The 12,857-nt window shown below is 53.1% G+C and carries 14 protein-coding genes; 5 read left to right on the top strand and 9 right to left on the bottom strand.

The genetic code is table 11. The features are described 5' to 3' along the window. Positions 1-65: 65 nt before the first annotated feature. Together EG028_RS22550 and EG028_RS22545 are read left to right on the top strand one after the other, a co-directional pair. Complete coding sequence (locus EG028_RS22550; RefSeq protein WP_120518470.1) at positions 66-1,043, top strand: Gfo/Idh/MocA family protein; 978 nt, start codon at positions 66-68, stop codon at positions 1,041-1,043. A gap of 131 nt (positions 1,044-1,174) precedes the next feature. Next, the gene (locus EG028_RS22545; RefSeq protein ID WP_123864763.1) at positions 1,175-1,513 is read left to right on the top strand and encodes a hypothetical protein; all 339 of its coding nucleotides are present in this window, start codon (positions 1,175-1,177) and stop codon (positions 1,511-1,513) included. A gap of 4 nt (positions 1,514-1,517) precedes the next feature. On the opposite strand, the gene EG028_RS22540 is transcribed toward EG028_RS22545, so the two are convergent. The 4 genes from EG028_RS22540 to EG028_RS22525 all read right to left on the bottom strand — a co-directional run bounded on the left by EG028_RS22540 (position 1,518) and on the right by EG028_RS22525 (position 5,882). Next, entirely contained in the window at positions 1,518-2,201 is a 684-nt protein-coding gene (locus EG028_RS22540) for a 2-C-methyl-D-erythritol 4-phosphate cytidylyltransferase (RefSeq protein ID WP_120518646.1), read from the bottom strand. A gap of 79 nt (positions 2,202-2,280) precedes the next feature. Next, positions 2,281-3,330, bottom strand: a complete 1,050-nt coding sequence (gene queA / locus EG028_RS22535; RefSeq protein WP_120518472.1) for a tRNA preQ1(34) S-adenosylmethionine ribosyltransferase-isomerase QueA — start codon at positions 3,328-3,330, stop codon at positions 2,281-2,283. A gap of 18 nt (positions 3,331-3,348) precedes the next feature. Beyond that, a complete protein-coding gene (locus EG028_RS22530; RefSeq protein ID WP_120518473.1) occupies positions 3,349-5,115 on the bottom strand; it encodes an ABC transporter ATP-binding protein in 1,767 nt (588 codons plus the stop codon). After that, a complete protein-coding gene (locus EG028_RS22525) occupies positions 5,112-5,882 on the bottom strand; it encodes an AMP nucleosidase (RefSeq protein WP_120518474.1) in 771 nt (256 codons plus the stop codon). Before EG028_RS22525 ends, EG028_RS22530 begins: the two co-directional genes overlap by 4 nt. Positions 5,883-5,946: 64 nt before the next feature. Here EG028_RS22525 and EG028_RS22520 point away from each other — a divergent pair, with 64 nt between their 5' ends. Further along, positions 5,947-6,420: a type I restriction enzyme HsdR N-terminal domain-containing protein gene (locus tag EG028_RS22520; protein WP_120518475.1), complete on the top strand. Its 474-nt coding sequence runs from the start codon at positions 5,947-5,949 to the stop codon at positions 6,418-6,420. A 376-nt stretch (positions 6,421-6,796) separates the two neighbouring features. Here EG028_RS22520 and EG028_RS22515 read toward each other — a convergent pair whose 3' ends face one another. The 4 genes from EG028_RS22515 to EG028_RS22500 all read right to left on the bottom strand — a co-directional run bounded on the left by EG028_RS22515 (position 6,797) and on the right by EG028_RS22500 (position 10,010). Further along, positions 6,797-8,233: a Glu/Leu/Phe/Val family dehydrogenase gene (locus tag EG028_RS22515; protein WP_120518476.1), complete on the bottom strand. Its 1,437-nt coding sequence runs from the start codon at positions 8,231-8,233 to the stop codon at positions 6,797-6,799. A 65-nt stretch (positions 8,234-8,298) separates the two neighbouring features. Beyond that, on the bottom strand, positions 8,299-8,553 hold the full coding sequence (locus EG028_RS22510) for a CcmD family protein (RefSeq protein ID WP_120518477.1): 255 nt from the start codon (positions 8,551-8,553) through the stop codon (positions 8,299-8,301). Continuing rightward, positions 8,546-9,211 carry a cytochrome c biogenesis protein CcsA gene (ccsA, locus tag EG028_RS22505; protein WP_120518478.1) on the bottom strand — a complete coding sequence of 222 codons (666 nt, stop codon included), beginning with the start codon at positions 9,209-9,211 and terminating at the stop codon, positions 8,546-8,548. The genes EG028_RS22510 and ccsA overlap by 8 nt, the downstream gene beginning before the upstream one ends. 136 nt (positions 9,212-9,347) lie before the next feature. Further along, complete coding sequence (locus EG028_RS22500) at positions 9,348-10,010, bottom strand: heme exporter protein CcmB (protein WP_120518479.1); 663 nt, start codon at positions 10,008-10,010, stop codon at positions 9,348-9,350. A gap of 77 nt (positions 10,011-10,087) precedes the next feature. Between EG028_RS22500 and accC the strand changes: the two genes are divergently transcribed. Further along, the gene (gene accC, locus EG028_RS22495; RefSeq protein WP_120518480.1) at positions 10,088-11,578 is read left to right on the top strand and encodes an acetyl-CoA carboxylase biotin carboxylase subunit; all 1,491 of its coding nucleotides are present in this window, start codon (positions 10,088-10,090) and stop codon (positions 11,576-11,578) included. Positions 11,579-11,740: 162 nt separating this feature from the next. Then, positions 11,741-12,220: a GtrA family protein gene (locus EG028_RS22490; protein ID WP_120518481.1), complete on the top strand. Its 480-nt coding sequence runs from the start codon at positions 11,741-11,743 to the stop codon at positions 12,218-12,220. On the opposite strand, the gene EG028_RS22485 is transcribed toward EG028_RS22490, so the two are convergent. Next, complete coding sequence (locus EG028_RS22485; protein WP_120518482.1) at positions 12,198-12,797, bottom strand: thymidine kinase; 600 nt, start codon at positions 12,795-12,797, stop codon at positions 12,198-12,200. The two genes, EG028_RS22490 and EG028_RS22485, sit on opposite strands and share 23 nt — an antisense overlap. Positions 12,798-12,857 lie beyond the last annotated feature (60 nt).

Below are 12,857 nucleotides of genomic sequence, written 5' to 3'. Positions count from 1 at the left end.
TATAAAGTAATAACATGCGGTTTTGTTACATTTGCAGGAATTTTCCATAAAAACTCAATCAAATCATGCTCAAAATAGGTTTGTTCGGTGTAGGGCATTTAGGCAAGATCCATTTATCCCAGCTTGCGACAATGAAAGATGTGGAAGTGGTGGGATTTTTTGACCCCAGTGAGGATAATGCCCGGGGCGTTCACGACCTATACGAGATCAAACGTTTTGATTCCGCCGAAGAGCTGATCATGGCTTCAGACGCGGTAGATATCGTGGCCCCTACCACCCAGCACTTTTCACTGTGCGAAATGGCCATCCGCAACGGGAAACATGTATTTGTAGAGAAACCCATGACCAATACCATGGAAGAGGCCAAACTGCTGCTTAAGCTGGTGGAAGAAGCCAATATCAAATTCCAGGTAGGGCATGTGGAAAGGTTCAACCCCGCATTCCTCGCACTGAAAGGAGTGTATCTCAATCCTATGTTCATCGAAGTGCACCGCCTCGCGGAATTCAACCCGCGCGGTACGGACGTAAGCGTGATCCTTGACCTGATGATCCATGATATAGACATCGTGCTGAGCATCGTGAAATCCAGCATCAGCCGCATTTCCGCAAGCGGTGTGGCCGTGATGAGCGACACCCCCGATATTGCGAACGTACGCATCGAGTTTCACAACGGCTGCGTGGCCAACCTCACCTCCAGCCGCATCTCCCTCAAAAAGATGCGGAAGATGCGCCTCTTCCAGAAAGACGCTTACATTGGTATCGACTTCCTGGATAAAAAGACCGAGATCATCAAACTCAAAACCCCGGCGGACGAAGGCCTCTTTACGCTGGACATTGCCACGAACAACGGCAAAAAGACCATCGCCATCGCCAATCCCGAGATCAAACAATCCAACGCCATCCGCATGGAACTGGAGCTGTTCCGCGACGCCATCCTGGAAAACAAACCCGTGCCCGTAAACATCATAGATGGTTTCCAGGCGCTTGACGCCGCGCACCAGATACTCTATAAGATCGGGAAAGGGCAGCAGCAATCGGAGTAACCGGCACGCTAAACCAAAGACCTGCCGCCGCCCCGCTTCATTAAAGCGGGGAACCGACGCGGCGCAATCCCATTCCAGCCAGTACTGTAACCTTTTCGCCCCCGCTCCCGTTTCATCCTAAACCTCAAATGATGAAAACTATACTATGGAGTATGCTGGCACTGATGTTATGCACAACCGCCTGTAAACGCAACCAGGACACCACGCCTTATATCAGCATGGCAATCAATGAAACACAATGCGCCAACCCCTGGTCCTCCGAGGTTGTCGGCCGCGACAATTACGAATACAGGCTCACTCAATGGCTGAAAGACAAAAGAGGTATCCGCATAAAGACAATAGCATATGTCAAGACCGGTGATGAAGGAATGTATGCCTCCTGTTCCAGCCCTTCCAATTACCAGATCAGGATCAGCGTGCGGGAGAGCGATGTTACAAAAGCGGAAGAACTGGGGTTTGTCAAACAATAACCGTCTACAACCCATGCCCGGCCAGGAAAGCATTGGCTATCGCAAGATCCACGGGGCGTGTGATCTTGATGTTCTGCTCCTCTCCTTCCACCAGGTGTATCTCTTCACCGGCCCTTTCCACTACACTGGCTTCGTCTGTAAATAAGGGATCGTATGGCTGCTCAAATGCAGGCAACAGCACTTCGGATAAAAATGTCTGGGGCGTTTGTATAATTCTGAAGCGGCTCCGGTCCACCGCCATATTTCCTTCATCGTCCACTTCACGCAGGCTGTCTTTCATTTCCACCGCCGGAATGGCATTGCCTTTCGCAAGCGCGCTTTCATAACATCGGCGGATCAACGAAGGGCTCAGCAAAGGTCGCACACCATCATGTACAAACAGGACGGCTGGCTGGCGGATAGTTGCCAGCCCGTTCTTTACAGAATGAAAACGCGTTTCCCCGCCATGAACCAGGGCAACGGAAGGCGGCCTGTCAAAAGCAGTGAGCAGTGTGGCAATATACGCCTGGTGTGTTTCCGGCACCACCAGCACGATATGCATATCGTCGTACGCCTGCAAAAAAGCATTGATGGTATGATACAGCAGGGGCTTACCGCCTATTTCCATAAACTGTTTCGGCGTGGCGCTGCCCATGCGGGTACCGGAACCTCCGGCAACTATAACGGCTACTTTGATCCTGTCTGCCATGAATACGAAGTAAAACAATTTTTATAAAAAAAGGCAAACAGCGTGATACTGTTTGCCTTTCCGGTAATGTTGTGTTTCATCAGATGATGAGCATCGCGTCACCATAGCTGAAGAAGCGGTATTTTTCCTTGATGGCCTGCTGGTATGCTTCCATGATCAGGTCGTAGCCGGCAAAGGCGCACACCATGATCAGGAGGCTGGTTTTGGGCAGGTGGAAGTTGGTCACCAGTGCATTCGGGATAGAGAAGTCGTACGGCGGGTGGATGAACGTGTTCGTCCAGCCCTCGGCTGCCTTCAGATGGTTCTGGGCAGTTACGGACGATTCTACGGCGCGAACGGTAGTGGTACCGATAGCGCAGATCTTGCGGTTGTCTTCCTTCGCCTTGTTCACGATCTTCACCGCATATTCATCGATGTGGAAATATTCCGCATCCATTTTATGCTTGCTCAGGTCTTCCACCTCAATGGGGCGGAAAGTACCAAGACCTGTGTGCAGGGTTACTTCTGCAAATTTCACACCTTTGATCTCCAGGCGTTTGATCAGCTCGCGGCTGAAGTGCAGACCGGCGGTAGGCGCGGCCACAGCTCCTTCGTACTTGGCGTAAACGGTCTGATAACGTTCTTTGTCATCTTCTTCCGGCTTACGTTTGATGTACTTGGGCAGGGGCGTTTCACCCAGGCTGTCCAGCACGGCTTTGAACTCGTCATCGTTGCCTTCGAACAGGAAACGGATGGTACGGCCGCGGGAGGTGGTGTTGTCGATCACTTCTGCTACCAGGCTCTCATCATCTCCAAAATACAGCTTGTTTCCCACCCTGATCTTCCTTGCGGGATCAACGATCACGTCCCAGAGACGGTTCTGCTTATTGAGCTCACGCAGCAAAAATACCTCGATCTTAGCGCCGGTTTTCTCTTTACGGCCATACAGGCGCGCGGGGAATACCTTGGTGTTGTTCACCACCATTACGTCTTTGTCGTTGAAATAACCGAGGATGTCTTTGAATACCTTGTGCTCAATTTTACCTGTGGCGCGGTTTACGATCATCAGGCGGCTCTCGTCTCTTGTCTTGGAAGGATGTTGTGCGATCAGGTTTAAGGGCAGATCGAACTTGAATTGTGATAATTTCATATTACGGTATGAATGAATTTAAAGTGTGCAAAGGTACGGAATATAACATATTTTACGAAAAAAGGTTGGTATCGCCGCGATCAGCTCACGGGTGTACGCAGACTTCGGGTGATGGTAAACCTCGCCTGCATCGCCGATCTCCGCAATCCTCCCCTTGTTCATCACCATCATCCGGTCGCTCATAAAATGCACGACGGATAAGTTATGTGAAATAAATATATACGTGAAATTAAACTCCTGTTGTAATTGGGTCAGCAGGTTCAGCACCTGTGCCTGAACGCTCACATCCAGGGCGGATACGGATTCGTCGCAGATGATGAACTCCGGGTTCACGGCCAGCGCCCTGGCGATCACCACCCTTTGCCGCTGCCCGCCCGAAAACTCGTGGGGGTAACGGTGGTAATGTTCCGGCAGGAGGTTCACTTTTTCCAGCAACTCCAGCACTTTTTCCTTCCGCGCCCGGTCATTTTCATACAAACCATGCACTTTCATCGGCTCCAGGATGGCCTGGCCCACGGTCAGGCGGGGGTTGAGGGAAGAATAAGGGTCCTGGAAGATCAGCTGGATATGTTTGCGCATGGCACGCATCTCTTTGGCGCTCAGGCTGCGGAGGTCCCTGCCGCGGTACTGGATGCTGCCGTGCGTAGGTTCTATCAGCCGGAGCAGCGTGCGGCTAAGGGTCGTTTTACCGCAACCGGATTCTCCTACCAGCCCAAGGGTTTCCCCCTCGCGCACTTCAAAACTCACGTCATCCACCGCTTTGGTATAATGATGCACCTTGCCCAGCAGGCTGCGTTTGCCCGGGAACCAGGTGCTGAGGCCTTCCACCTTCAGCAGGGGCGCGCGGGTGCTCAGCAGCTCCTCCCGGGCCTTTTGCTCGGCTTCCGGCAATATGAGCGAACGTACAAACGCGTCCACATCGGCCGCCCGGCCATCTTCTGTAAAGTCCCGTACTACCGGTAGGCGCCGCAGGCGCAGGTCCAGCGGGGGGCGGCAGGCCAGCAGGCCCTTGGTGTAAGGGTGCCGGGGGGTGTCAAAAATATCTTTTACGGCGCCTTCTTCCACAATCTCGCCTTTGTACATTACCGCTACGCGGCTGGCTATCTCGGCGATCACGCCCAGGTCATGGGTGATAAAGATCACGCTCATGCCCATCTCCTCCTGCAATTCACGCAGCAGCGACAGGATAGTTTTCTGCACCGTCACGTCCAGGGCGGTGGTAGGCTCATCCGCTATCAGCAGGCGGGGGCCGCAGGAAATGGCCATGGCGATCATGACCCGCTGCTTCTGCCCGCCGGATAATTCGTGGGGGTATTTGTCATATGCCTCTCGGGCATCAGGTATCCTTACTTTTTCAAATAAAGCGATGGTTTGTTTTTTTGCCGCTCCTTCAGACACCTTTTTGTGCAGCCTGATGGCTTCGGCCACCTGGCGGCCGCAGGTATGCAGGGGGTTCAGCGAGGTCATCGGCTCCTGGAAGATCATGGCTATTTCGTGGCCACGGTAGCCGCGCAGGTCCGTGGCGGGAAGTTTCAGCAGGTCCACCGGCGGTTTCCCCGGGGGCTGGTACAGTATCTTCCCTCCGCTGATCCTGCCCGGGGCGGTAATGAGCCGCATGAGGCTCAGCGCGGTAACAGACTTCCCGGACCCGGATTCGCCTACAATACCCAATATTTCTCCCGGCCGGATATCCAGCGATATGCCTTTAACGGCCGTTACCAGGCTTTCTTCCGTACGGAATGTAACTTCCAGATTGCTGATGGATACGAGCGGAGCTGAACTCAAAAGCGCAGGTGTTTAACGGTTTGGTGACTGTTGATCAGATTTTTGAGGGAATCTACCCCTATTTTCAGGTGGCGCTCCACGTATTCGGTGGTCACCTTTTTATCGCTTTCTTCGGTCTTAACGCCTTCGGGCACCATCGGCTGGTCCGATACCAGCAGCAATGCGCCGGTGGGGATCTTGTTGTAGAACCCTACGGAGAAGATAGTGGCCGTTTCCATGTCTATCGCCATGGCGCGGATGCGTTCAAGATATTTTTTGAAGTCGGCATCGTGCTCCCACACCCGTCGGTTCGTACTGTAACAGGTGCCCGTCCAGTAGTCGCAGCCGTATTCGCGGATGGTGGTGGAAATCGCTTTCTGAAGGGCAAAGGCCGGGAGGGCGGGTACTTCAGCGGGAAAATAGTCATTGGAAGTACCTTCTCCGCGGATGGCCGCAATAGGCAGGATGAGGTCACCGATGGCATTTTTCTTTTTCAGGCCGCCGCATTTACCGAGGAACAGCACGGCATTGGGCGAAATGGCGCTGAGCAGGTCCATCACGGTGGCGGCTCCGGGGCTGCCCATGCCAAAATTGATAATGGTAATGTCGCCGGAAGTGCAGCACTGCATAGGCCGGTCCGCACCAACGATCTTGGCATTGTTCCATTTGGCGAACATCGTCACATAATTGGAAAAATTAGTGAGCAGGATATGTGAGCCGAAGTTCTCGAGCTTCTCTCCTGTGTAGCGGGGAAGCCAATTAGCTACTATCTCTTCTTTCGTCTTCATAGCTTTTTGACAAGTGAATGTAATGTTTTTTCCCGAAAACGCCGCGTTTGCATAGTTTTACAATATGATCGCGATCCAGTTCCCCCCGCATGATTTTAAGATCACTGCCAGCAACGGTCAGGAGATGATTTTTGACCCATTCCGCAAAAAATACGTGAGCCTGACCCCGGAAGAGTGGGTACGGCAGAATTTCCTCAATTACCTGGTAAAAAGCCGGCAATACCCCGGCGCGCTGCTCAGCATCGAAAAGGAAATGAACCTGGGGGAGCTGAAAAAACGCTGCGACATCGTGGTGTACACCCGCGAAGCCGCGCCCTGGATGATCGTGGAATGCAAGGAAATGGGCGTGCCCCTGGGCCAGCCCGTACTGGAGCAGATCGTACGGTACCACATGGCGCTGCCGGTCCCCTACCTCGTGATCACGAACGGCACCAATACCTGGTGCTGCAAGCTGAACACCGATGCGGGCAGCTGGCAATTCGAAAGCGATCTGCCTGATTACCCGCCTGTTATACCTCCGGAAGTGAACGAAGCCTGACAAGTTCTTCCCACCTAACCTTTTCCTAAAACGACTTAACACCCCGGCGCCCGGAAATGGCTTTTCCTGCGTGATGGAAGTTCGATCCTTCGGTGACCGTTCGGTGATCCTTCGGTCATCCTTCGGTGAAACACCCTCAAACCCGTACCACGACCGAACACCACCGAAGGATCACCGAAGGATGGCAGGAGGATGTCAGTAGGGCCATGGGTTAAATACAATACCATGGCGGTTTTGAGAAGGCCCAGTACTATAGTGGTTTAGTAGGGAATGTCAGCAGCATGTCAGTATCATGATAAGTTCATCAGCCTGGTTAAACGAAAAATGGCCAGGCATACGCCCGGCCACTTCCGCCTTTAAAAATAAAAATATCAGATCAGGGGAAAATGCCCAGCTGCTCATACGCCACGCCCACCTTGTCGATAGCGCAAACGTACGCCGCGGTACGCATATCCTTGATCTTCTTATGTTCGAGTGATTTCTCGCGTACTTCGTGAAGGGCGGTGATCATGGTCTCTTCCAGGCCGGAATATACCAGGTCCACTTCATCAGCGCCATGGCCGATGAATTTCCTTTCTTTTTCAGACACTTTTTTGCCGGTCAGCTCTTCGATCTGGCCGAGGATGTGCACGTTCATGTTTTCGTCGAAACGTTTGCCCAGGCGGCCATAACGTACGTGGCTGAGGTTTTTCAGCCATTCGAAATAAGAAACGGTCACACCGCCCGCGTTCAGGAACATATCCGGCACCACGATCACGCCTTTTTTGGCGAGGATCTCGTCCGCTTCAGGCGTCAGCGGGCCGTTCGCGGCTTCGCCGATGATCTTTGCCTTGATGCGGGGTGCGTTTTCTTCGTGGATCACGTTTTCCAGCGCGGCGGGAATGAGGATGTCGCATTCCAGCTCCAGGCCGTCCGTATTCTTTTTCAGGTTTTTGGAGCCGGGGAAGCCGGTGATGGAGCCGGTTTCGTTGCGGTGTTTCAGCACGGCGTCGGGGTCCATGCCCTTGGAGTTATAGATGGCGCCATCGTATTCGATGATGCCGATCACTTTCGCGCCGGCTTCGTGGAAATATTTGGCGGCATGGTAACCTACGTTGCCCATACCCTGCACCACGACGGTTTTGCCTTCGATGCCAGGTTCCAGGCCCAGTTTTTTCATGTCTTCTTTCACATTGCACAGCTCGCGCAAACCATAGAACACACCGAGGCCGGTGGCTTCTTTACGGCCGCGAACGCCGCCCATGGGCAGGGGTTTGCCGGTCACACAGCCGTAACCGTCGATCTCCCCGGGGCGGAGGCTCATGTAAGTGTCCAGTATCCAGCTCATTTCGCGCTCGCCGGTGCCGTAATCGGGGGCGGGCACGTCAATGCCGGGGCCGATAAAGTTTTTCTTCACCAGTTCCGCGGTATAACGGCGGGTAATGGCTTCCAGCTGGAAGGGGGTATAGTTGCGGGGATTGATCTTGATGCCGCCTTTTGCGCCGCCGAAAGGCACGTTCACAATGGCGCATTTATAGGTCATCAGGGCGGCCAGGGCCATCACTTCGTCCTGGTTCACTTCTTCGCTGAAGCGGATACCGCCTTTACAGGGCAGTTTGTGGTGGGAGTGCTGCACCCGGTATGCCTCAATTACGTCGATACTATCCCCTACCCTTACCGGGAATTTGATGCGGTATACAGCGTTACAGGCTTTGATCTGTTCCAATATTCCTTTATCCCACTTGGTGAAATGAGCGGCTTTGTCGAAGCTCATTTCCACGCTGTGGAAAAAGTTATAGTGCTGTTCTTGCGTCAGCGCTTTTGCTTTAGCCATAAAAAACGGTTTAGATATGTTGTTTTGGTGTTGTTGTAAGCAGGTTCTCTATAAATATGCGGGGCCTATTCCTTTTCCAGCTTTGTCAAACGCCGGTCCAGCCGTACCAGATATAACACGATCGCGATAAAAATGATCACAAGAATGCCCATAGGTACGTAAATCTTTGCGTTGCTGCGGAAGAACTCGTTCACAGGGCCGGTTTCGGTATTCTGCTGCTGAACGGCTTCCGTTACCGTGCGCGCCGTGTCTTGTCCGAAAACGCTGGTAAGGGAGAGCATAAAGCAGGCGAAGAGGAGATAAGAAAGTCTTTTAACCATGAAGGATATTTTTAAGCACTAATCTTTTGTAGCGGTTCCGTAAGGTATAGATCCAGATGCCGAGCAGTGTCCAGCCGAGGAACGCGGGCCACAGCACCATTTTGATGGTACCGGCGGTATCCTGGGAGCTGAAGCCGGGGCTGGTGGCGCTGCCGGGATGGAGCGATTCCACCATTCTCGGGATGATATACGTAAGCGGAATAAGCAATGCGAAGGCAAAAACGTTGAAGATGGCGGATACGCGGGCTCTTTTGTCCAGGTCGGTGAAAGAGAGGCGCAATACCAGGTAAGCCATGTAAATGGTGAGGGCAATGGCCGTGGTCATCTGTTTGGGATCGTTTACGATGGTGCCGCCCCAGGTATAAGTGCTCCAGAGCATGCCTGTGGCAAAGCCCATCATACCGAAAAGCACGCCGATGCTGCCCGCGCTGGACGCCCTGATATCCCTGCGGAGATCGTTGGTAGCCAGGTACCAGACAGAATTAACAACGGAAATTGCCAGCAATGTGTACATACACATCCACATCGGCAAGTGAAAGAAGATGCTCCGGGCAGCCTGCTGGTTATTGCCTATAGACGGCACTTTGACGCTGAAACCTCCGATGATTACATAGAGGAGGATGAGGACGCAGGCGATTTTCCACCAGTTTTTAGCCATTATTCAATTGAAATATGTGGGGGCAAACCTACAGGTTTTAAAGGTAACGGCAAAGCAATTTGCTGATTTTGACGTTCGTGCAACAGCACCCCCGATCATTGAAAAACCTATACCACAGAGGGGTATTTGTTAAAATTTATTCTTTCCAGAGGAAAGGGAAAAGTATCAGCGCCAGGGCGATCACCAGCACATCCATGCCCCCCAGCAGGAGGAACATGCCCGCCAGGCCCGGCTGTACCACCGGCGCGAAGGCGCTCTGGGAAATATTGTTCAGCAGCATCAGGATGGGCATTATGAGGGGAAAACCCATAATTGCCATCAGCGCCGCATTCTGGCTGGCCTGGGCCGCGATGGCGGCCAGCATGGTAAAAAGCAGGGACAGGCTGATGCCCCCCAGCAATACCACCCCCAGGAAATACAAGCCATGCGTGAGCGGGTTGCCCAGGAAAAGGATACAACACACCAGCGTCACCACGCTGAAAAGCGTCATCAGCAATACGTTATAGATCAGTTTGGCCGCGATAAAATAACGCGGATGGACCAACGAATAAAAGTACAGCAGCCTCCCGCGACTCTCCTGTAGAAAACTTTTGGCCACGGCGTTCACACATACAAACAGCTGCACCACCCAGAACATGGCGTTCCACATCTTATCCTCCGGCTCCTTCACCATCAGGTTGATCACAAACACCGTGGAGAACACGTACAGCAGGATGCCAAACAGGGCGTGCCGCTGCCGCCATTCGAGCAACAGGTCTTTTTTTACAAGCGCTATAATCTGCGATAAAGGACTTTTCACGGTTGCAAAGATAACTTTGCCGGGCGAAATTGAAATCCATTAACTTTAGCCCTTTATTCAACCAGCGAACAAAGCCAATGAAGAAGATCGTAGTAGCCAACCGCGGGGAAATAGCCCTTCGCGTCATGCGTTCAGCCAGGGAAATGGGCATCGCCACCGTAGCCGTGTATTCGGAAGCGGACCGTACGATGCCTTTTGTGCAATATGCGGACGAAGCCGTTTGTATAGGGCCCGCCCCCTCCAGCCAGAGCTACCTGCTGGGCAACAAGATCATTGAAGTGGCCAGGGAAAAAGGCGCGGATGCCATCCATCCCGGCTACGGCTTCCTCAGCGAAAACGCGGGTTTTGCCAAAGCAGTGACGGACGCCGGCCTTATCTTCATCGGCCCTTCCGCCGCCTCCATTGAGGTGATGGGCAGCAAGCTGGCGGCCAAACAGGCCGCGCAGCAATTCGGCGTACCCATGGTGCCCGGTACGGAAACGCCGCTGCGCAGCATCGAAGAAGCCCGGGAAGTAGTGAAAAAGACCGGTTTCCCCATCCTCATCAAAGCATCCGCCGGCGGCGGCGGCAAAGGCATGCGGGTAGTGCAGCAGGAAAACGAGCTGGAAGAACAGATACGCCTCGCCAAAAGCGAAGCCCTCAGCGCGTTCGGAGACGATGCCGTTTTTATCGAAAAATACGTGACCGCCCCGCGGCATATAGAAATACAGGTGCTGGGAGACCAGCATGGCAACTGCGTATACCTTTTTGAAAGGGAATGCTCCATCCAGCGCCGCCACCAGAAGCTGATCGAAGAAGCGCCTTCGTCCGTGCTCACCCCGGCCATCCGCGCCGCCATGGGCGAATGCGCCGTGAGCGTGGCCCGCGCCTGCAACTATTATGGCGCCGGCACCGTGGAGTTCCTGGTGGACGATTCGCTGAACTTCTATTTCCTTGAAATGAACACCCGCCTGCAGGTGGAGCATCCTGTCACGGAAATGATCACCGGGCTGGACCTGGTGAAAGAGCAGATCCGCATTGCGGACGGCGGCAGGCTCCCCTTTACGCAGGAAGAGCTGAAGATCAACGGTCATGCCATCGAACTGCGCATCTGCGCGGAAGACCCGGCGAACAACTTCCTGCCGGATACTGGCCGCCTGGAGACTTACATCCGCCCGCAAGGGTATGGTGTACGGGTAGACGATGGTTATGAAGAAGGCATGGACATCCCCATCTTCTACGACCCGATGATCTCCAAACTGATCGCCTGGGGCGCCACCCGCGAAGAAGCCAGGGAACGGCTCATCAGGGCCATCGATGAATATCGTGTGACGGGCATCCGCACCACCCTGCCTTTTGGTAAATGGGCCCTGCAGCAGGCGCCGTTCATTGAAGGAAAATTCGATACCAACTTCATTGCAAAATATTTCACCCCGCAGTCACTGGAGAATACAGACGAGGAAACCGCCCGCGCGGCAGCCATCCTGGCAGCCCAGTTGTGGCAGACGGCCGTGAAGCCCGCCACCGCATTGAATGGTACGGCTGAAACCCCTGCTTCGAAATGGAAATTGCGGAGGACGCTCAGGTAACGGGCCGAGGGGGAACCGCCCAGACAACCCCAACAATTCCAGCCCGGCAGTTCATCCTATACCAGCCGGCCGGAATGTGCGAGGCATCATTATAGTGATGTTAAAATCCCGGTCACGTATGTTATAATTAAAAATCCGTTTGTAGCTTTGCAGCGTTTTAATATGAAACAGCTGATATTCAATATCCTGGCGTTCTTTCACAAGCCTTTTGCGAAAGTAATGCCCTTTCAGACCTTCCGCTACATCGCCTGTGGGGGAGGCAATACGTTGCTGGATATCTTCCTGTTTTTTATCAGCTACAACTTTATCCTGCGGCAGCAGATGGTACATCTCCCCTTCATCACCATCAGCCCGTATATCGCCGCGCTGATCATGGCGTTTGTGGTGAGTTTCCCCACCGGCTTCCTGCTCAACAAATACATTGTATTCTCAGACTCCAACCTGCGCGGGAGAGTGCAGCTGATCCGGTACTTCATATTGGTAGGCGTGTGCCTGCTGCTGAACTATGTGTGTATGAAGCTGTTTGTGGAGTATTGTAATTTTTATCCGACCATTGCCAAGATACTGACCACGGTGATCGTTGTGTCTTTCAGTTATATCACGCAGAAAAAATTCACTTTTAAAGTGAAGGTCGAGCCGTAGCGGAGAGCTCGTCTCCCCGGTTGTAACAAACCCGGCACCTGGGCTCGTACAGGCCATTTTCCCCTAACAATACGGTATTTTTATCTTTGCTTTTGCGGTAGGAATGGGTGGCGATGTTGCCACATTGCACACAGATGGCGTGCAGTTTGGTGATGTATTCCGCTTTGGCCAGCAATGCAGGGATGGGGCCGAAAGGCTGCCCCTGGAAATTCATATCCAGCCCGGCCACTATTACCCTGATGCCGGACAGGGCCAGCTGGTCGCATACATTGGGCAGCTCCAGATCAAAAAACTGCGCTTCGTCTATGCCCACCACATCTACCCCCTGGCCCAGCAGGAGGATCTGCTGCGAGCTGTCCACCGGGGTGGACAATATCCTGTTTTCGTTGTGAGACACGATCTGCTCTTCATCATAACGGGTATCCATAGCCGGCTTAAAGATCTCCACGCTCAGGTTGGCAAACCGTGCGCGTTTCAGCCTGCGGATCAGCTCCTCCGTTTTGCCGGAGAACATGGAGCCGCAGATAACCTCTATCCATCCGCGGCGACCTCCCGTAAGAGAAGGTTCAATAAACATATTATAGTATTTTGATTACTAAGTTGTTAAAAAAGTATAACTTAGTGCAATTAAAATAAT

The organism is Chitinophaga barathri, from assembly GCF_003807585.1.
GTDB lineage: Bacteria > Bacteroidota > Bacteroidia > Chitinophagales > Chitinophagaceae > Chitinophaga > Chitinophaga barathri.
This window is presented reverse-complemented; position numbering and strand designations above follow the sequence as displayed.